The 20,219-nt window shown below is 55.3% G+C and carries 14 protein-coding genes and 1 pseudogene; 12 read left to right on the forward strand and 3 right to left on the reverse strand.

Going from position 1 to position 20,219, the window contains the following annotated elements; genetic code table 11:
• The first annotated feature begins 92 nt into the window (after positions 1-92).
• The 12 genes from V4U88_RS14960 (at position 93) to rnr (ending at position 17,641) form a co-directional block, all read left to right on the forward strand.
• A complete protein-coding gene (locus V4U88_RS14960) occupies positions 93-221 on the forward strand; it encodes a hypothetical protein (RefSeq protein WP_334074060.1) in 129 nt (42 codons plus the stop codon).
• Positions 222-377: 156 nt separating this feature from the next.
• Entirely contained in the window at positions 378-1,766 is a 1,389-nt protein-coding gene (locus V4U88_RS14965; RefSeq protein ID WP_334074061.1) for a radical SAM/SPASM domain-containing protein, read from the forward strand.
• 33 nt (positions 1,767-1,799) lie between these two features.
• The gene (locus V4U88_RS14970) at positions 1,800-3,098 is read left to right on the forward strand and encodes a radical SAM/SPASM domain-containing protein (RefSeq protein WP_334074356.1); all 1,299 of its coding nucleotides are present in this window, start codon (positions 1,800-1,802) and stop codon (positions 3,096-3,098) included.
• A gap of 22 nt (positions 3,099-3,120) precedes the next feature.
• On the forward strand, positions 3,121-4,575 hold the full coding sequence (locus V4U88_RS14975) for a radical SAM/SPASM domain-containing protein (protein WP_334074062.1): 1,455 nt from the start codon (positions 3,121-3,123) through the stop codon (positions 4,573-4,575).
• Positions 4,536-5,945 carry a radical SAM/SPASM domain-containing protein gene (locus tag V4U88_RS14980; protein WP_334074063.1) on the forward strand — a complete coding sequence of 470 codons (1,410 nt, stop codon included), beginning with the start codon at positions 4,536-4,538 and terminating at the stop codon, positions 5,943-5,945. Before V4U88_RS14975 ends, V4U88_RS14980 begins: the two co-directional genes overlap by 40 nt.
• A gap of 3 nt (positions 5,946-5,948) precedes the next feature.
• Positions 5,949-6,896 (forward strand): radical SAM protein, encoded by a 948-nt coding sequence (locus tag V4U88_RS14985; RefSeq protein WP_334074064.1) that lies wholly within the window; start codon positions 5,949-5,951, stop codon positions 6,894-6,896.
• Positions 6,893-9,673, forward strand: a complete 2,781-nt coding sequence (locus V4U88_RS14990; RefSeq protein ID WP_334074065.1) for an insulinase family protein — start codon at positions 6,893-6,895, stop codon at positions 9,671-9,673. Before V4U88_RS14985 ends, V4U88_RS14990 begins: the two co-directional genes overlap by 4 nt.
• A gap of 45 nt (positions 9,674-9,718) precedes the next feature.
• Positions 9,719-10,417, forward strand: coding sequence for a response regulator transcription factor (locus V4U88_RS14995; RefSeq protein WP_334074066.1), 699 nt, complete (start codon positions 9,719-9,721; stop codon positions 10,415-10,417).
• Between the two features lie 10 nt (positions 10,418-10,427).
• A complete protein-coding gene (locus V4U88_RS15000) occupies positions 10,428-11,678 on the forward strand; it encodes a sensor histidine kinase (RefSeq protein WP_334074067.1) in 1,251 nt (416 codons plus the stop codon).
• A 95-nt stretch (positions 11,679-11,773) separates the two neighbouring features.
• A complete protein-coding gene (locus V4U88_RS15005; RefSeq protein ID WP_334074357.1) occupies positions 11,774-12,457 on the forward strand; it encodes an ABC transporter ATP-binding protein in 684 nt (227 codons plus the stop codon).
• Positions 12,454-14,820 (forward strand): ABC transporter permease, encoded by a 2,367-nt coding sequence (locus V4U88_RS15010; protein ID WP_334074068.1) that lies wholly within the window; start codon positions 12,454-12,456, stop codon positions 14,818-14,820. The genes V4U88_RS15005 and V4U88_RS15010 overlap by 4 nt, the downstream gene beginning before the upstream one ends.
• 190 nt (positions 14,821-15,010) lie before the next feature.
• The gene (rnr, locus tag V4U88_RS15015) at positions 15,011-17,641 is read left to right on the forward strand and encodes a ribonuclease R (protein WP_334074069.1); all 2,631 of its coding nucleotides are present in this window, start codon (positions 15,011-15,013) and stop codon (positions 17,639-17,641) included.
• Between the two features lie 780 nt (positions 17,642-18,421).
• Here the strand turns inward: rnr and V4U88_RS15020 are convergent.
• From V4U88_RS15020 to V4U88_RS15030, 3 genes and pseudogenes are all read right to left on the reverse strand, one after another.
• Positions 18,422-18,560, reverse strand: a pseudogene (locus V4U88_RS15020) (IS1380 family transposase); the annotation flags it as partial.
• Between the two features lie 37 nt (positions 18,561-18,597).
• Positions 18,598-18,969 (reverse strand): DUF1648 domain-containing protein, encoded by a 372-nt coding sequence (locus V4U88_RS15025; protein ID WP_334074070.1) that lies wholly within the window; start codon positions 18,967-18,969, stop codon positions 18,598-18,600.
• Between the two features lie 200 nt (positions 18,970-19,169).
• Positions 19,170-20,000 carry a PHP domain-containing protein gene (locus V4U88_RS15030; RefSeq protein WP_334074071.1) on the reverse strand — a complete coding sequence of 277 codons (831 nt, stop codon included), beginning with the start codon at positions 19,998-20,000 and terminating at the stop codon, positions 19,170-19,172.
• Positions 20,001-20,219: the final 219 nt, after the last annotated feature.

The raw sequence follows: 20,219 nt of genomic DNA on the forward strand, positions 1-20,219 counted from the left end.
TTTCACTGGCCAGAAGAGATAGATAACTTTCCATGTCGCTCTGTCGAACAACTTGCTTCAATCATTCCAAAAATCAAAGGAGGAGAATGATCATGAAAGACAACGCGCTGATCAAACCGATTAACGAGGAAATCAACGAGGACAAGAACGAATGGATTTTTTGCGGTGGCGATGATGTCTGTGATGATTGTGTAAGCGTTTGCGATCCAACTTATCATTAATTCCAACAGATCGTTTCCACTTTTTTTGGCAAAATGAGCAGTTGTTTTTTTAGAGGACGGCTTCGATCGGTGATGACAACTCGCCGGTTGAAGCCGGTTCCCATAATACGGGTTAGGGAGGGAAGCCGGACAACGGCAGCCCATATGATAAATACCATGGATTCTGAGGTATGCACTCTGCATAACTACAGCGGGACCAGGTATATTTATATGCCTGAATTGACGGCTTTGTTTGAATACTCCGACCTGCTGTTCGAGCTGGTCCATCGGCTGGACGATTCCGACGCGGAGAAGGCGTGCCGTGAACTGGGCGGCCACTATTCGGAGGAGCTGGTCCGCGGACAGCTAGAGTTGTTACGGCAGTGGGCGGCGAAGATGGATAGGAAGCGGCGGAAACAAGCGGCACATTACGGTAAGGTTTCCCTGGAAGCTTGGGAGGGGGGGAAGGTACTGGACTCCCTGTGGATGAACATTTCGCATGATTGCAATCTGCGATGCGTTTACTGCTATGGCAGCGGCGGGGCCTACGGGGGCCGGAGAAAGCTGATGACGGTCGAGTCGGCCAAGCGAATTATCGACTACTGGTATGCCCGGGCAGACAAGGAAGCGGAAGAGTACAGAATCGTCTTTTTCGGCGGGGAGCCCTTGATGAACAAGCGGGTGTTGATGTTCTCCGTCAGTTATATTAACAGCGTGCTCGGCGACCGGGCGAATGTCAGCTACGCCATGACCACGAACGGTACGATTCTGGATGAGGAGCTACTGCGGCTGTTTGCCGACAATGATTTCCGAATCACGATCAGTCTTGATGGGGACAAGGAGATCCAGGACCGATCAAGACCGTTCGCGTCCGGCAAAGGCAGCAGCTTCGACAGGATCGGCGAGTCGGTCGCGCGCCTGGGAGGAAGCGGTCTGCCGATTACGGCCCGATTGACACTGGTTCACGAGCATGTTCCGAAGTTGGCCGAGACGGTGCACAGTCTGTGGGATTTGGGCATCAGCAATGTCAACTTTGATTTGGTCTCCTCCCCCGACGACAGATTCAAGGTTACCGCGGAGGATCTCGAGCTCCTGAAACCACAATTGGAACGATTGGCCCGGGAAGTCTACGGCAACTTCGTCCACCGGCGGAAAAGATACGTCGGCACATTGACCAAATACGCGAAAGCGATGCATAACCACCAGTATAACAGCTGTGTTTTTTACGCCAAAAACAGCTTGATGGTTGGGCCCGACGGGGAGATTTACAAATGCCACAGATTGATTGAAGACCCGAAGTTTCACTACGGGAACATCCATACGGATATCGATTGGGACAGGTACGATAACGCCAAACCGAAACCTCCCGCATGTTCTGAGTGCTGGGCGCGGCATCTGTGCGTGGGATGCTCGCAAGTGAATTGGATGTACCACAGCGATTTGAATACTCCCTATGACATTTCCTGCGAGTTTACCCGCATGGTCATCTGGGAGAATTTAAAGCTCTATGCCACTTTGCATGAGAAAGAACCTCAGCTATTTAAGTTGGCGTACCGGATGGGCTAATCGCCGAGAAGGGAGATGGATATCGTGCTTGAGATGATCCATGTAAAGGATAAATCGTATCTCTTCTTCCGCCACTCGCTGATGATGTTTGCATGTGGCTCTGAGGTCGAGGACGCCGTTGACCGGCTGAAGCGGGGAGCCGTGGAAGAGGACGGCAATACGGCACTGCTTCGCGGCTATGCCGAGCGGGATGCCGAAGCCAAGCGGCGGATCGAGGCCGTCCAAGCGGACTACATGGACCGAGACCTGAATATTGCGGGCTGCGATATCAACGTTTTTTACGGCTGCAACCTGAACTGCAAATATTGCTTTGCCGAAGGCGGCAGCCATGGCAAGCGAGGGGCGATGACCAAGGAGCGGGCGAGGGAGGTCGTCGATTATGTGCTGGATCATGCGGGCGACAACGACCAGCTCAAGGTCACCATCATTGGCGGGGAACCGCTGATGAACCTAAAGGTGTTTGAGGAGATCGCCAGCTACGGAACCCTGGAAGCCGGAAAACGGAACAAGATGATGCGCTTTGCCACAACCACCAACGGCACCTTGCTCACGGAGCGGGCGCTGGAGTTGCTTCATCAATACGATGTGGCTTATATCATCAGTCTGGACAGTCACGACCGGGCCACGAATGACTTCCTGCGAGGAGACAGAAGCGGGGGGAGCGCCTATGACGCAATTATGAAGCGCTGGGATGCGTTGGATGAGCGCGAGATCATTCGCATTAATGTTACCGTAACCCCTTACAATATGAACCTGTCCGAAATCGCTCGGCATCTGTTCGCGCGAGGCGTCAATTACATTCACTTCGCCGAGGTCAAAAGCGATCGCGAGGACATGTGCTTCACTCCCGAACAAATTGAGGAACTGAAACGGGAGTACGACCAGCTTGCGGATTTGCTGCTCGATAAGTTGATCTCCGGCGAACGGGTAGGCTGCTATCCGCTGCTGAAGGACCTGAACAAGCTTCATGCCCGCAGACCGGTGCTCCAGGTTTGCAGCACGCTCAACCGCAGGGTCGCTTTTTCTCCGGACGGCAAAATGTACCCGTGCGACATGTTAATGTGGGACAACTATTGTCTGGGCGATATCGAGCAGGGGGTCGACCCGGCCAGCATCGACAGCTTGAAGCAAAGGCTGGCGGATGAAGGGGAATGCGGCCGTTGCTGGGCCCGCTATTTATGCGGGGGCGAATGTCTGGCGGACAAGCTGTGGGACAACCGGGAGCAGCGCGCTTTGCGATGCGAGTTGAAACGCCATATTTTTTCGCTCAAATTATACATCTATGACGTTCTGGCCCACCGGGCGGAGGGTTATGAGTTCGGCAAATACTGAAGCTTTAAGGAGGAGGATCCCTGTGAGAACGGAACAAGCCGTTGCCGGCCCGGAAGGCCGGGCTGCGATGCTGGCGAGTCCTTTTTTGACTTTCACCGAGAGTGGAGAGTATTTCGTATTTGACGGAAGCAGCGGGGTGATGTCCCGAATCGGCAAGTTGGTTTACGATCTTCTGAATCTCTCGCCCATCTACGACCTTTACGGGGAAGAGGATTTGGTTAAGCTGAAGGAATTGCTAAACTCCAAATATGCGGAAGCGGAAATCAATGAGGCGGTAGGGGCGATTCGAGCTTTTAACCGGCAGGGCTTTCTGCAACATAAACACAAAATCTACGAGCTGTTCGATGAAAAATATGAAAGCGCCCAAAACGGGTACTTCGGCGGTTGTTTATGGTTGAATTTATCCCATGACTGCAATTTGCGCTGTACCTACTGCTTCGGCAACGGCGGCGATTACGGGCACAGCCGCATGCTGATGACCCGGGAAACCGCCAAGGCGTGCATCGATTATTGGTACGCTCATTTGAATAGAGACCAAAAGCTGTTTGATGTCGCTTTTTTCGGTGGGGAACCTTTGATGAATCAGGAGGTTCTTTTTTTCACAGTCGAATACATCAATCAATTAATGTCCGGTCATGGCGGCCGGGTGCGGTACAACATCACGACCAACGGAACGATCCTGAATGACAAGCTGCTGCGTTTGTTCAAGGACAACGATTTTCTGGTGAGCATCAGCATCGACGGCATCGAGAAGATACATAACAGGAATCGGCCCTTCGCCAGCGGGCGGGGCAGCTTTGATCGCATTCTGCAAAATATAGCGGAGCTCAAACGCGAGTTCTCGTCGCTATCCTCGCAGATTACGGTCCGCAAGCGGGACATTCCCTTTTTGACGCCATCGGTGGAGATGTTATGGGAGGCCGGAGTCAACCGGGTGCATTCCAATTTGGTGTTTCATGAGGACGAAATCTACGAATATGAAGATTTTGCCGAATACGAGCAGCAGATCGGCAGACTCGCAGCGATGACCTTCGCCAACATTATGGAAGATAAGCCGTATACCTATCACGGTTTGGTCCGGCTTGCGGGCAGGATTCACAAGAAGAAGTTCTCCGATTCCTGCTTTCTCTGGCAGAATGGAGCCTTTATATTCACGCCGGAAGGGGAGGCGTACCGGTGTTACAGATACATCGGCAATCCTGAGTACAAGCTGGGAAGCATCCAAGATTCCGGGCTGGCGCTGCTGAATAACCGGTTCAAGAAGGAGCGCGTTTCAAAGTGCTCCGCATGCTGGGCCCAGCTCTATTGCGGTGACGGCTGCGCTTACGAGAATGAGATTTACACCGGCGATCCGGAAGTCCCGGCTGAAGCCTGGTGCGCCAAAACGAAAATCATATTGAAACAGAGTTTGAAGTTCTACGCCCGCATGCAGGTGGAATGTCCCGAAAAAGCCAAGCAATATTTCAATTGGAGCTGATCGCCATGCATGATCCGAAATATTTTCCTTATACAGCGGACGGACAGTATTATTTGTACGATACGGATACGGGGATCGTTTACGGCGCGAACAGACTGGTTCACGACGCCGTGCGGCTGATGAACACGGGCCTGGGTAAAGGGGCGACAAGGACCGTACTCGCCGCGGAAGGGGGCGATCTTCGGGAAATCGAAGAATGCCTGGATGTGCTGTCCCAGTTGTCCGCAGCCGGCACTGCGTCGGCCGCGCCGCGGAGCCTTCAGGTGCGGAAGCCGAAGAGCGTGAGCAAGGATGACTGGTTTACTGGGAAGGCGCTGACGAAACTGTGGCTGTCCCTAACCGAGGGCTGCAATATGCAGTGCGCGTATTGTTTCGGCGACTACGGGCTGCGAAACAAGGTGATGATGTCGGAGGAGACCGCGAAAGCGTGCATTGATTATTTTTTCAAATATGCGGCACGGCAAGCGGATAAGTATAATGTCAACTTTTTTGGCGGTGAGCCGCTGCTCAACAAGAAGACGTTTCTTTACGCCGTCGATTATATCAACAGAAAGGCCCGGGAGGCGGGAAAGAGCATTCATTATATCATCACCACCAACGGGACCCTTCTGGACGAGGAGATTTTGCGGGCGCTGACGGAGAACATGATGTACGTCAACATCAGTATTGACGGGGGAGAACAAACGCATAACCTGCACCGCAAGTTTGGAAGCGGCGGCGGGACATTCCGGACGATCGCCAAAAATTTGGCGGTCCTTCGCGGCCGGAGATACCACAATCTGATCGCCAGAATGACGTTGACGAAACATGGTGTGTATTCCTTGCGGGAGGATGTCGAGTTTCTTTGGCGTATGGGGTTCAATCATGTTTTTGTCGACCCGGTCAAATCAGACTCGCCCGAGCTTGCGCTCGATCTGCCTTCGCTGCGGGAGTTGCGGAGACAGTTCGACGGGCTGCTAGAGGTGATGAAGGAGGAGGAGCGCCGAGGGAATTCGAAAATTATCCGTTCGATTACCGATCTGTACGAGTCGATCGACAACAGGTCGCTGAAAGGCGAATGTACCTATTTCAACGCGTTCTCTCTGCAGTTCACGCCGGAAGGGGAAGTTTACAAATGCAGTTTTACGGAACGGCAGGCGGAGGAGCGCGCCGGTAACGTCAGGGATGGCATTGATTGGGAGAGATTCCAGCGGAAATATGCGCCTGAGGAGAAATGCCTCGGCTGCTGGGCCAGACGGTTGTGCGGAGGCGGCTGCTATTTAGACCGGGGCGACCCCGTGATGTGCGAATATGCGAAACTGATCACGGAATACGGCCTGAAATATTATTCGTTCATGAAAAATCGCAAGGTTCAGCTTAAGGAGGGGTAACGGATGTCTTATTATTTGCTGGCTTTGTTGTATACCTATAATTGCTGCGCGTCCTGCGACATTTGCACTTATTACTGCGCTCCGAAGCGGGAGGAGAAGATGGAGTTGGAGGAGGCGATGCGCTACGTCCGGGAAGGCAGGGAGCTGGGCATGCAAATGCTGGGCGTGGCCGGCGGAGAACCGCTGCTCTACCTGGACGAAATTCTCGAGCTCTCCAGCTATGCCCATGCCCTGGGTATGAATATCACCCTGACCAGCAATGGCTATTGGGGAAGCTCCTTCGACCGGGCTTACGCTATCCTGGATCAACTGCGAAACGTCGGAGTCAAACATATCAAGATCAGCTCGGACGAGTTCCACGGCCGGTACATTCCTTATGAGAATATCGCCAATGTGTTGAATGCGGCCAAGGAGCTGCAAGTGAAGATCGTGCTCGGCTGCACCTCGCTGAAGAACAGCTCCCGTCTGAAGGGGTTGCTGGAGCATATTCAGGATGCCGCCACCGGGGTGATTCTGATGGAACAGACCTGCTATCCGATCGGCCGCGCGCGCGAGATGTTCAAGAAAGAAGATTTTATTCGCGAAAACCGGACCCTGACTTCTTGTCGAGACAGCGGCATGCTGATCGTCACTCCGGAGGGGAACGTCTACCCCTGCGGGTCCATGTGTTCGAATGTCCCCGGCCGGCTCACGGGTTCGCTCGCCGAGCAATCCATGGCCACGCTCATCGAACGGGCGGAACAGGATCGGCATAACCGTTTTATCCGCAAGCACGGCGTTCAGCCCTACTACGATTACATCAAAGCGCATAACATACCGATTCCGCTGGAAGAGAATCTAGTGGATACTTGCCACGCCTGCTACGAACTGTTTCGGGATGAACGCTGGCTGCCCGAGCTGGACAAAGTGGTGGAACGGCTAGAATCAGCCTATGGAGCCGCAAGGGGATGAAGATGAATTTCCGGCTGATAGAGCAGATCGGTTTGAACCAAGCCGGCGTTGAAGTGGAAGGACAGGCATTCCGGCACGAAAGCGGGATGACCCTCCTGCTGTTTCATGACCGCCATAGCGCAGAAATTGCCGTAAATGTAACGGTGGGGACGCCGGCCATCAACTATAAAGGAGCCTCCCATATCGTCGAGCATTGCATTGCCGCCGCGCCTCCCGCGGGGCTGCGGTCCCTCCGGCGGAACGCCGCCACCTATCAGGATAAGACCAGTTACGAATTCGTTCTGGAGCGAGGGGAGCCCGAGCAAATCCGGCTCGTGTTGGAAGGCATCTTCACCCCCGCTTTTAAGGCCGACAAAACGATCTTTCTGCGCGAGGGATGGCGGGTTGAAGAGCAACAGGGGCGCCAGGTTGTCCGGGGGGTCGTGCTGAACGAGGTGAGGGACTTGCTATCGTCCCCGATCTATCGGCTGATTCAGCTGGCCCCTTTTACGCTATATCCCAATTCGGTGTATGGAAATATGGCCGGCGGGTTACCCGCGGAAATCGTCAAGGTGACTTATGAAGAACTGATCGGGTATCACCAGACGTATTACGTCCCTGAACGGTGCTGCATGTTTATCTACGGCAACCTGGATTACGACGGGGTGTTGGAAGCGGTGGACCGCTTCTTCACGGAAGGGTTTCGGCACGCCGCCAACGCCTCCGCTGTCTCCGCCGTCTCCAGCGTATCCGACCCGGTCTCTTGCTGGGCGATTCCCTATTATGAAAGCCGTTATCCGGCCGTCCACGAATCCGTAAGCGGGCATGATTTTATCGGCGTCAATTACCCGCTGGTCAAGCCCCGAACCCAGGGGGAGTACAATGCTTACTACTGGCTGGAAAGGCGATTGACCGAAGCGGCGATGGACGACTTGGCGGCCGATTGTCCCGGCAAGATATGCAAAGCCGTCTTCAAAAACTCGCTGCTCCGCCCCTATCTTGCGCTCATGTACGGCTTCTGTCCGGGTGAGGCTCACGAGGCGGCCGTCCGATATTCATCCGCGCTGCTCGACCGCATCGGCCCGGAGGCGGGATGCACGGACATCCCCAATTACATCGCCCGGCTAATCGACCGGGGCAGAGGCCGGGCCGGCTTGCTAAAACTGGGGCACTATCTTATGGAGGCGCATTTCGGCGGGTTGCCCGCCTTCGCTTACATCCGGGAAAGCGCGGAGCGGACGGACCGCGAACGCTGGAGCGCGCTTTTCGAAACGCAGTTTCGCGCTTCCCGCTGTGCGGTCGTCTGTCTTAAACCGGGCCGGGATGCCCATGGCGGCGAAATTGCTGCCACCGAGCCTCCGGTTGCCGCCGCTACGGTTTCGCCGAGCAGGATTCCCGCCCCCGCGGATGTCGCTCCGCAGCCCCTGCGAACCGTCGCCCCCCCGTTTCCTTTGTCCGTCCAATCTCCCTCCCGACTTTCCAATGAGCCCCCTGAGCGTCCGCTGGAATGCGAGCCAACGGTCATAGCCGGAATTGCCGGCTACATGTATCCGCAAATGGACGGAGGACATTATGGCCATCTTTATTTTGAGATCAGCGACTTAAAGGCCGGTCAATGGGCGTGGGCCACTATTTTGGCGCGCTCGATGAACCTGTGGTTGTCCGCTTACGGTTTCGGGGAAGAAATCCGGGTAAGCTGCACCACCTGCCAGGACGAGGAACGAGCGAAAGGAAGGTCCTTTCTGCGGGTGAGCCTCTCCGGAGACTCGCTGAGCCGGTTCGACCGGTTGTTGCACGAATGCCGCCGCATGATGGACTTCCCCTCCCTACTGGCGGACGGCCTGCGGCTGGAAAGAGAGCTGAGTATCATGAAAGCCAACCTGGACCTTAACCTGATGACCGATGTCAGAAGTTTAATCCTGTTGCGGGCCTTATCGTACACGTCCGGCTGCAGCCATCAAAAAGACGCGCTAAGGGGCATTGCGTTTTACCGCAGCCTGTCCGCCTTATTGCGGGAGGCCGGCGGACCGTATTTGATCGCCCGGTGTCTTGCCGAAATCGCAGCCGTAGTCTTCACCCGTTCCCGGCTCATTGTCAGCGTGTATGCGCGCGATCAACGGAGTGCTTCGCAACCGATCGAGCGGATGGTGCGCTCCCTCGATCCAGGTTGTGCCTGGCCCTCGGGAATGGAGTTTAAGGCGCTGCACGGACGGCGCGAGGGCTTTATTTCCGCCAGTCCCACCCAACAAATGGTGTTGTGCTCGGACCTGACGGGAAGCGGCCTGAAGGCTTCGCCGCGACTAAAAGCTTTATGCGGACTAGTTAATGATCATTACCTTCTTCCTGTATTGCGTCAACGATTGGACGTGTACGCTTGCGAAATGAGCGTCATCGAGAATCACCTGCTCCTCGCCGCCATGAAAGCCCCCCATCTGGAGCCGACCCTGGAGGCGTTTCGCAGTACGGGGAAGTATATACGGACGAACCTAGCGGCAATTAGGAACGCCCTGACGGATTACGCCCGGCTCCATCACGGAAGGACACAGCCTATGCGAAGCACACCTTGGAATGACCTAGCGACCGTAAAACAGTTAACTTCCCCGGGGAACTGGGAGGAGCGGTCGTCCGCCTTCGCAGGAAGAGCGGATGACACCGCCGAAGAGGAAGAACTTCTCCGGGTTGCAGATCTGGCGGACAAGGTGGCCGAAGCCGGAAGCTATTGTATAATTGGAAATAGCAAGGAGGTAAAAAATAACAGCCGCTTGTTCTCGTCGATCGACGAGCTGCTGATCCCATAGGAGGACGGGCAAGGCAGGCATTTGGGTACAAGGGTAGGGGTGTCTATGAAAAAAATACTGCTAGTGGAGGACGACCTGAGTCTGATCGAGGGTTTGCGTTATTTTCTGGAGAAGCAGGGGTACGAGGTAATCGTGACTCGCGGGGTGGCCGAAGCGGAAGCGTGTATCGCGGCCGATTCGTTTGACATGGTGTTGCTCGATGTCATGCTGCCGGATGGCAGCGGCTTCGAATTGTGTCGCGAAATTCGGAGAACCTCGGAGGTGCCGGTTATATTTTTGACGGCTTCGGACGAGGAAGCCAATGTCGTGATGGGGCTCGATCTCGGCGGAGACGACTATATGACCAAACCGTTGAAACTGAATGAGCTGATCTCGCGAATGAATGCGGCCTGGCGGCGCTCCGGGCTGGGCTTCGAGCCTCCGCCGGAACAGGAAGCGACCTTGAAAAGCAACGGAATCACGGTCAAGCTGCTGGAGGGGCGCGCGATCAAGGACGGAATCGACCTGGATCTGACGGCGGCCGAGTACCGCCTGCTCTGTCTGTTTATGCGCAACCCGAAGCTCGTGTTGACCAAGGAGCAGATGATGGAGAGGCTGTGGGGCAGCCGCGACAGCTACGTGGACGACAACACCCTGGCGGTTTATATCAGCAGGCTGCGCGAGAAGATCGAGGATGATCCGAAGAATCCAGAATTTTTAACTACGATCAGGGGGATGGGATACCGATGGAATGTCGTGAAGTAAAGGAACGGCCATGGACGTACTGAACAACAAAGGCGTCAAGCCGTTGTTGCTGACGCTGGTGCTGGTGTGGGCCGCGGGTTTGCTGGCGGGACAATGGCTAGTTTACGGTCAGTCCGCCGGGATTCAGCGGGTATTTACGGAGCGGGACGCCGAACTGGCCGGGCGGATCACGCGGGCTTATCCCGGCTTGACCGGCGGGGAAATCGCCTCGCTATTCACCGCAGCGGCAGAGGCGGAGGATGCCGAGGCCGGGAGGGCGATTCTCGCGGACGCCGGCTACACGGCCGACACGGCGATGCGGCTGCTTCCGGCTGTCTGGTCATCATACCGCCTTCATGCGCTCGGAACCGGCCTGACCTGGGCGCTTGCCGGCGTGCTCGCTTTGCTTGCGGTGCTGCGTTTCCTCCTGCGTTTGTACCGGACGATCGACCGGTATCAGGAAGAAGTGCACCGCATCATGAACGGGGGAAGGTCGACCCGGATCGACGATACCCAGGAGGGTAGCTTGTCCAGGCTGGCCGGGGCGATCAATACGATGATCGCTTCCCTCCAGACCCATCTCCATAAGGAGCAGCAGAACCGCTTGTTCTTGAAGGACACGATGACGCACATTTCCCATCAGCTCAAGACCCCGCTGTCCGCGCTGTTTATGTACAACGAAATTATGCAGGGGGAGTTGGTGGACAACGCCACGGTGACCCGGTTTCTAGACAAAAGCGGGCAGGAACTGGAGCGGATGCAGCGGTTGATTGCGAATTTGTTGAAAATGGCCCGGTTGGACGCCGGCATTATTGAACTGCAAAAGCGGGCGGTCCGGTTGAACGAGCTGATCCGCAGGGCGGCGGACAGCCTGGAGACTCGTCTGGAGCGGGAGCAAAAACGGCTCAATCTCGAAAGCGCCGGACAGGTGAGCTTTTCCTGCGACCCTGAGTGGCTGCTGGAGGCCGTCAGCAATCTGCTGACCAATGCGATCGACCATTCCGCCCCGGGCGACGTAATCACAGCGCGCCTTGCTGAAACGCCGCTGCTGGTGGAGATCGAGGTGGTCGACCGCGGCGAAGGGGTGCATCCTGATGACGCCAATTTTCTGTTCAATCCGTTTTATCGCAGCCGTTTTTCGCAGGACAAGCAGGGCACCGGCATCGGTCTTAGTCTGGCCAAGACGATCATCGAGATGCACGGCGGATTTATTTCACTGGACAGTAAGCCCGGACAAGGCGCGAAATTTACGATCCATCTCCCGAAGCTTACAAATTTGTAAGCGGAATTTCATCGGCCGGTAAGCTCCCGCGTTTAACATGATGGGGCAGGCGCAAGTTCTTATCTTAACCAATCATAGACCGGGGGATAGCCATGATGGAAATTTTAAAAGCAAACGGGTTAAGTAAAACGTACGGTCAAGGAGAAACCCGTGTCGAAGCGCTCAAAAACGCTTCGTTCACGATCAACAAGGGGGAGTTTGTGTCCATTGTCGGGCCGTCCGGTTCGGGGAAGAGCACGCTCCTGAACTTGCTGGGGGCGCTTGATTTCCCCAGCGCGGGGAGCGTGGTTCTGGACGGCAGGGAAGTGTTCCGGATGAAGGAGAAGGAGCTTTCCGTCTTTCGCAGACGCAATATCGGGTTCGTGTTCCAGGCGTTTAACCTCGTACCCGAGTTAAACGTGGAGGAGAACATGACGCTGCCGCTGCTGCTGGACCACAAGAAGCCCGATGCCGATTATTTGACGGAACTTCTCAACCTGCTGGGGCTCGCCGAACGAAGGCATCACTTGCCCAGCCAGCTCTCGGGCGGACAGCAGCAGCGAGTAGCGATCGGCCGGGCTTTGGCGGCGAAGCCGAAGATCATTTTGGCCGACGAACCGACGGGAAATCTTGATACAAGAAACAGCAAGGATGTCATCAAGCTGATGAGGTTGTCGGTGGAGCGGTACAACCAGACGCTGGTGATGATTACGCATAACCCGGGCTTCGCCTCCGTCGCCGACCGGGTGCTGAACGTGGAGGATGGCATCGTGACCGAACTGGGGGGCGATAGCCAATGAAGAGCTATTTGGGGCTGGTGCGAAAGTACTTATCGGCGCACCCGCGAAAAACCCGGCTGACGGTGGCGAGCGTGGCCATTTCGGTCGCGCTGGTGACGGGGATTTTTTCCATGCTCGATGTAGCGCTGAAATTCGAAAAGACCCAGGTGATTCACGACTTCGGCAACTATCATTTGGGGATCGAGGCACCCACGGCCAAGGAGATTGAGGGCGTATCGGCCCGGCTCGACGTGGAGCGAACGGGAAGATGGTTCGGGCTGAAGGAGGGAACGGTGAAAGGGGTGGACAGCGAATTCGGAGCGATTGACGAACAGTTCGCTGAAAATATGAATGTCCGCCTGCTGGAAGGTCACTTTCCGGTCAAGCCCAATGAGATCATGATCGAACAGTGGGCGACCGATCCGCTGTTTCTGAATGCCAGGCTGAACGACAAGGTACAGGTGGCCCTGTCCGGCCTGAAGGAAACGGAATTCGTGGTAAGCGGGGTTTATCGTGACCTTAGCAGCCGCAAGGCTTCGGGCTCGCCCGGGGTCCTGTTGTCCGCCGCGGCGGCGGAGACCATCGCTGGCGGGGAGAAGAAAGTGACCCTGCTGGTCCAATTCAAGGATGGGGTCAATGTGAACAACGCCGCCAAAGACATCATACACCGCCTCGGTATTCCCAAGGATCGGGTCGGATTTAACACGCGGCTGCTGGCGGTAACCGGTCAGGGCGGCAGCGATATGGTCATGAGTTTGTACGCCACCGGCGCGGTTTTATTCTTTATTGTGCTGATCGCCGGGGTAGTCATGATCTACAATATCTTCAATATTTCGGTCATGGACCGCGTGCGGCAGTTCGGACTTCTAAGATGTATCGGGGCGTCGGCATCCCAGATCCGCAAACTGGTCCGGCGGGAGGGGCTGAGGATCACGCTGATGGCCATTCCGCTCGGGGTGCTGGCCGGGATGCTCATTACATTTGCGTGTTCGGCGATACTAAAATTCTATAATGACGAGCTGTTCGCGGACATTCCGCTGTTCAGCGTAAGCGTATTGGGAATCGCCGCCGGGGTGGTCGTCGGTTTCCTGACGGTCTACATCGCTTCCCTGATGCCGGCCCGAAAGGCATCCCGCATTTCCCCCGTCAACGCCGTGACCGGCAGCGAAGAATTCAAACCGCGCAAACGCCGGAAGCGCGGTCTGCTGACGCGGATGTTCCGCGCGGAATTGGCGCTGGGGGTCAATAATGCCATGATGAAGAAAAAGACACTGGTATTAATGGCTTCTTCCATTGCCATCAGCATCGTGTTGTTTCTGGGTTTTCAGGTTTTGGTGGATTTTATGCATTCGAGCATAAAGACGACCAAACCTTACACGCCGGATATTTCCCTAACGGCCAAGGAAGGCGTGATCGGCAAAGAGACGTATGAGGCTTTGACGGGCATGGACGGGATCAAGCATGTGTACGGGCGGATGATCGGGTATGCGGAAGCGGATTTCGATAACCGAAAAACGACGGAAGGGAGCCAAAGATCGTGGCTTATTTCCTACGATCAAATGCAGTTGAATTGGGCCAAGGACGATCTTATCGACGGGGTGCTGTCGGAAGCGAAAATGGACGAAGAGAACGGTGTCATTGCAGTGGTATCCATATTCAGCAAAAACCGAAGAACCGAGGCGTTAAGTCTCAAAGTTGGAGATGAAGTCAAAATAAACTCGCCGCAAGGGGTTCAGTCACTAAAGGTGACTGGCGTGCTGCGGACGGTTCCGTTCAGTTCGTCCGAACCCGTGGCGGCAACGTTTGTCACCACGGAGAAACAGTTTCCGAAGCTGACCGGACAGTCGGGATACAGGGCGATCGATGTCCAGCTTACCGGACGGGATGAGGCCCGGACTGTGGAGAAGATCAAAGGGTTGGTTACACCCGACGTGGAATACTTGGACAGCCGGCAGCGAAACGCCGAGAACGATCAGACATTCTTGACGATGGCCGTGTTTATATACGGGTTCGTCGCGGTGATCGGTCTCATTAGCGTTTTGAACATTGTGAACACGATGAACACTAGCGTAGCTCAGAAAGTCCGTTATTTCGGAGTAATGCGGGCGGTGGGCATGTCCGGGGGGCAATTGAGCCGGATGGTGGTCACGGAGGCGGCTGTCTACTCGTTGTCCGGGGCTCTTATCGGTCTGGTTCTCGGCATTCTGCTGCAAAGGGCGTTAATTTACGGTATGTTATCCGATCTTCATTTGATTTGGAGATTTCCTGCCGGGCAAATGCTGCTGATCTTCTTCATTATCCTAGGCGTCACGGTGCTGTCGGTGGTCGGGCCGTTAAAGCGTGTTAAGCAAATGAGCGTTTCCGAAGTGGTAAGTTCACTATAACGAACAGGCTCCCCCGTTATTACAGACGGGCGGAGCCTGTTCGTCGTTTGCGGATTCCCGGATAAACGGATGCCGGATGTGAAATTCGTGTATACTAGGGTTATATACGTATATAGGAAGTTCTTGGATTGTACGAATATAAAACATCCAGGCTTACAGGACAAGCCGGTTTGAGGTGAATTTATTGAATTTGATTACAGAGACAGAACTGCTCGCTTTTATGCGGGAGACGGCCTATAAACCGATGACCTACCAGGAGTTGGAGGAGCATTTTCAGATTGCGGACGCCGCCGGTTTTAAAGAGTTCCTGAAGCTGCTGAACCGGCTGGAGCAGGAGGGGCAGATTATCCTGACCCGGACGAACCGCTACGGCGTGCCGGAGCGGATGGATCTGGTCCGGGGACGGCTCCAAGCCCACGCGAAAGGCTTCGCGTTCCTGATCCCCGATGACCGGGAGCATCCCGACGTTTACATCCACGCGAACGATTTGAAAAGCGCGATGAACGGCGATACGGTCCTGGTGCGGATCAGCTCCAAGAGCGCGGGTGGCGGCAAGCTCGAGGGCGAGGTTGTGCGGATCGTGAAACGGGCGATCACCCAGGTGGTCGGGGTGTTCCAGCACAACGAGACCTATGGGTTCGTGATTCCGGACGACAAGCGGATTAACCGTGACATCTTTGTGGCGCAGGAGGCCTTTGGGGGCGCCGTGGACGGGGAAAAGGTCGTTGCCCGGATCGTTAACTATCCGGAAGGCCGTTCCGCCGCGGAAGGCGAAATCATCGAGATCCTCGGGCATAAGGATGACCCGGGCGTCGATATTTTGTCGATCATCCGCAAGCATCAGCTGCCGGAGGCGTTCCCCGACGACGTCATGGCGGAGGCGCAGCAGGCGCCCGACGTGATTGAGGAGGCGGAAATCGCCAAGCAGGGCCGGAGAGACCTCCGCGACAAAATCATCGTGACGATCGACGGGGAAGACGCCAAGGATCTCGATGACGCGGTCAATGTGGAGCGGCTGCCGAACGGCCATATCCGGCTGGGTGTCCATATCGCGGACGTCGGCTATTATGTGCGCGAAGGCTCCAAGCTGGACCAGGAGGCGTACAACCGCGGCTGCAGCGTGTATCTGGTCGACCGGGTCATTCCGATGCTGCCGCACCGGCTGTCGAACGGCATCTGCTCACTGAATCCGAAGGTGGACCGGTTCACACTGTCCTGCGAGATGGAATTCAACGACCAGATGAAGGTCGTGAAGCATGATATTTTTACGAGTGTGATTCGCACAACCGAGCGGATGACTTATACCAATGTACGCAAAATCCTCCAGGAAGAGGATCCCGAAGTCACGGAGCGCTACAGCCACCTGGTGGAGACGTTCCAGCTCATGCGCGAACTGGCCCTGAAGCTGCGGGGCAACCGGATGCGCCGCGGCGCCGTCGACTTCGACTTTGAAGAGTCGAAGGTGATCGTGGACGAAAGCGGCAAGCCGGTCGATATCGTCAAGCGAGAGCGCTCCATCGCGGAGCAGATTATCGAGGAGTTCATGCTGGCGGCGAACGAAACGGTGGCGGAGCATTTCCACTGGCTGAAGGTGCCGTTCATCTACCGGATTCACGAAGATCCCGACCAGGAAAAGCTGATGAATTTTATGGCGTTCGTGGCCAACTTCGGCTACACCGTCAAGGGTGGGAAGGGCAATAAAGTGCATCCCCGGGCCCTGCAGACGCTGCTGGAGGATATCCACGGCACGAAGGAGCAGACGGTCATCAGCACGATGATGCTCCGTTCCATGAAGCAGGCGAAGTACGATGCCGAGAGCACCGGCCACTTCGGCCTGGCGGCGGAGTTCTACACGCACTTCACGTCGCCGATCCGCCGGTACCCGGACCTTGTGATCCACCGGATTATCCGGGAGGTCATCGAACACGGCGGAGCCCTGCCGGAGCAGCGGATGGAGTATCTCGCCAGCCGCATGCAGGAAATCGCGCAGCAATCGTCGGAGCGGGAGCGGGTGGCCGTGGAGGCCGAGCGGGATACGGAACAGCTCAAAAAAGCGGAGTTCATGCTGGATAAGGTCGGGGAGGAATTCCCCGGGATTATCAGCAGCGTGACGAGCTTCGGGATGTTCATCGAGCTGGAGAACACGGTCGAAGGGCTCATCCGTCTCAGTGCGATGACGGATGATTATTACCACTTCCATGAGCAGCATATGGCCCTGATCGGCGAGCGGACGTCGCGGATCTTCCGGATCGGCGACGAGGTGAAAATCCGCGTAGCCCGCGTCAACATGGACGACCACACGATCGACTTCGAGTTGGTCGACATGAAGCCGCGCCGCCGGGAAGGCGGGAGCGGCGGCGCAGGGTTTGACGGCGCCGCCGGGCGCGGCGGCAAGCGGGGCAAGGGCAAGGGCGGTGCCGGTGTCGGCAAGCCCGGGAAAGGCGCCGCGGCTGCGGGTGCGGCGGCCGGCGGAGGCGGCAAGCGCGGGAAGCGCGGCGCCCGCGGCGGAAGCGACACGGCCGGGGGCGGCGGGGCCGCTCCGGCCGTGAGCTTCGGGTTTGGCTCCGGCAAGGGCGGCTACGCCGCCGGGCCGGCCTCGCTGAGCCGCGACTCCGGAGGCTACCGCTCCTCCGGGGAAGGCAGCGGCTCAGGTTCGGGCTCGCGGCGCAAGAAGACGTCCGCGAGCGGCATCTTCCTCGGCGCTGGCGGCGGTGGCGCCGAGGAAGGCGGGACACCCCCGCGCAAAAAGCGGGGCGGCAAAGGAAAAGGCAAGGGCGGCGGCAACGGAACGGCGGCGTTCGTGCGCAAAAAGAAAAAATAACCGGGCAAACAGGCCGGGGACTCCGTATATGACGGGGCCCCGGCCTGTGGTATTTGTCTTTTTGTCCACATAAGGATGGATATTTTCTTGATTTGTCCTCGATAGGGAGACAGTCGCTTTTTTCCTCTTACTCTCCACCTCCGTATCTATTCCAGTATTTTTTCAAAGAAAGCTGTAATAATTCGTCAAGCCTGCCTTCTCCCTCGGCATATAGGTTGAACTAAGAATTGGCGTTGGGCAAGGATGTGAACTGGCTTCGGAGATACGTTGGGCAACATCCACAATTGTAGATATAAAGCGCCAACATTGGAGTCTACACATTAACGGGAAAATCTCCCGTTAATGCACCGCTCTTGGCTCTTGGATCGGATTTAGCTGGAAAAGCTCCATCTATTTCGCGGCCCAATGGCCAATGTTCAAAATTTCAGGCGAATTAACAGGAGGTTTTCCGGCTAAATCGCCTCTGCAGCCGCATACGTACCAAATTAACGGGAGGAATTCCCTTTAATTCGAACCAAACAATTAGTTGCATAGTTGCAGGTCAAGAGTGTGGATAGAACCCTTTACACCGCTGTCTAATATGCAAATCAATAGTTCAGCCTATATAAAAAAAGAAATGGAGCTCGCTTCATGGGAAGCAGGCACCATTCCTTGGATGCAAATTTACGTTTAGGCTCCCTCGGTGAGGGATGGCTGGCGGCAGCCGCGGGGGCTAAACTCGGTTTACAGTCGGATCGGCCGGCAAAATCCTTCATCAGCCTTCAGGACAACCTGTCAGCCATGGCGAAACAGTGTAGCGGCGCAATGGACAAATTCCAACCGGAATCGAGCAACCGTGTAGCCTTGATGCACCGGATCGCAGCGGTCGCGTTTGAAGTGTTCCGAACAAATTGCAGGCGAGCGGTTTGATCACCAAATCCGGATTCATTGGCCCTAGAATCGCTTGTCTATGTTCCTTATTTAAAAGTGGATTTTGTTACAATGAAAATATAATAAATACTCATGCCGACAAATAGAACGGTAACGAACAGGGCTGCGTAATCCATAATTGTCCGCGTATTATCGCTATTTTCTTTCCTATTCTTAGTGCTTACTCCTACGATAACAACACTTAGCAGCTTCATAATGAAAAAGCCTATTAACCCAAGGCCACATAAAAGCAAGACTTCAAAACTTGCTTTATTAACAAATCGATCTGCTACACCTAAATCGTTGAAATGTATTGGAATGGTTTGAGGTATTTGTGAGTAATAACAAAAGTAAACACCGAAGGGGATCATGGCAATGAGCATAGAAAATAAAGTAATACTATTTAATTTAGATTGCATTTCTATCCTCCTTAAAAGAAATCATCCAGTTCATGATTTGATACTGTCGCCTGAGTCATTGACTGTACATTTAAATGTATCGTCAAATGTATTGTAAGTTATATGGAAAATAATATCAGTATTAATTTTTTTAAGTAATGAGGTCGTGTTACAGTAAAAACCAGTGAGCCCCCCAAAGAATGGAGAGGCTCACTGGTTTTTTAGGAAACAGAGGCTGAGATGGACGAAGATCTGGCAGCGGTGCCGTGAGCAGGCTCAAAAGCCGCTTCGGTCGTTTCCAGTTGCGCCAGGCGCTTAAGGAGCTTTTTCAGCATGACGGAGGCTTTAACCTGCAGGGGCAGGCTGTCGGCGACATGGATGTCATAGGCTCCGCTGGAGATGGCCTGCTTCAAGTCGGCCACGCTGTGACACGGTTGGCGGAGTTCATTGTACACGCTGCCGTACTGCAGGCACTGGTGAGTGTCGCTGCCCGCGGTCACCGGCTTGCCGAGTTCCGCCGCAAAACGCTCCACGTGTTCGCGGTTGGGCTCGCAGCCGTATTCGTACATGTCCTTGGCGTTCAGGTCGAAGGCATCAAGGCGCTGGAGATCGGACCGGTCCAGGTGATGGAGCGGCGTGGATTCGCGGAACGGATGGGCGCCGATTTTGAGCAGCGGGTGGGCTTCGGCTAAGGTCAGAAGGTCGGCGAAAGGGATGAAGCCGCCTTTTTCCGTGTAGGGCTCGAGCTGTTGACGTGCCTCCAGAATATGCTCCTTGCGCCCGATCAGCAGGATATGGCCGGTCTCGCGGATATCCACTTCCATCCCGGGGAAGATCTTCAGGGAGCCGGCTTCATAGTACTCTCCGTTGTAAGGGTACATCCGGTCCATATTTTCGTAGACCTCGAAAAAATGGCGCGTGTTGAAGTGCTCCGTCAGGGCTAGGGCGTCCAGCCCGTTCGCCACCGCTTCCCGGATCATTTCTTCGTAATAGGCGGGCGAGAAATCGGTCGCCTTGGACAATTTGGCGTGGGTATGCAGGTCGATTCGCATGGGTTAACACTCCTTAGGTGAGGTTGATTAGTTCTTTTTTGGTGACGCTGTTTTTTCTGCACTTATATGGATAAAGGTCGTTCGGAACGCTATTTCCTCGAAATGGCGGGTTCCCCGCGAAATAGCGTCCTTTTGGGTTATTATTTTGGCAAAAATAAGTGGGAATGGCGCGAAATGATGTTTCTTTGTTCAAATAGGGGCCTTACGGGCACTGGCGTT

Source organism: Paenibacillus sp. A14 (assembly GCF_036864815.1).
In the GTDB taxonomy this organism is placed as follows: domain Bacteria; phylum Bacillota; class Bacilli; order Paenibacillales; family Paenibacillaceae; genus Fontibacillus; species Fontibacillus sanfengchensis.

Excerpts from the sequence above, each read along its gene's own strand:
- V4U88_RS14960 (WP_334074060.1), top strand. The coding sequence starts at position 93 with ATGAAAGACAACGCGCTGATCAAACCGATTAACGAGGAAATCAACGAG.
- V4U88_RS14965 (WP_334074061.1), top strand. The coding sequence starts at position 378 with ATGGATTCTGAGGTATGCACTCTGCATAACTACAGCGGGACCAGGTAT.
- V4U88_RS14970 (WP_334074356.1), top strand. The coding sequence starts at position 1,800 with ATGATCCATGTAAAGGATAAATCGTATCTCTTCTTCCGCCACTCGCTG.
- V4U88_RS14980 (WP_334074063.1), top strand. The coding sequence starts at position 4,536 with ATGTCCCGAAAAAGCCAAGCAATATTTCAATTGGAGCTGATCGCCATG.
- V4U88_RS14985 (WP_334074064.1), top strand. The coding sequence starts at position 5,949 with ATGTCTTATTATTTGCTGGCTTTGTTGTATACCTATAATTGCTGCGCG.
- V4U88_RS14990 (WP_334074065.1), top strand. The coding sequence starts at position 6,893 with ATGAAGATGAATTTCCGGCTGATAGAGCAGATCGGTTTGAACCAAGCC.
- V4U88_RS14995 (WP_334074066.1), top strand. The coding sequence starts at position 9,719 with ATGAAAAAAATACTGCTAGTGGAGGACGACCTGAGTCTGATCGAGGGT.
- V4U88_RS15000 (WP_334074067.1), top strand. The coding sequence starts at position 10,428 with ATGGACGTACTGAACAACAAAGGCGTCAAGCCGTTGTTGCTGACGCTG.
- V4U88_RS15005 (WP_334074357.1), top strand. The coding sequence starts at position 11,774 with ATGGAAATTTTAAAAGCAAACGGGTTAAGTAAAACGTACGGTCAAGGA.
- V4U88_RS15010 (WP_334074068.1), top strand. The coding sequence starts at position 12,454 with ATGAAGAGCTATTTGGGGCTGGTGCGAAAGTACTTATCGGCGCACCCG.
- V4U88_RS15025 (WP_334074070.1), bottom strand. The coding sequence starts at position 18,969 with ATGCAATCTAAATTAAATAGTATTACTTTATTTTCTATGCTCATTGCC.
- V4U88_RS15030 (WP_334074071.1), bottom strand. The coding sequence starts at position 20,000 with ATGCGAATCGACCTGCATACCCACGCCAAATTGTCCAAGGCGACCGAT.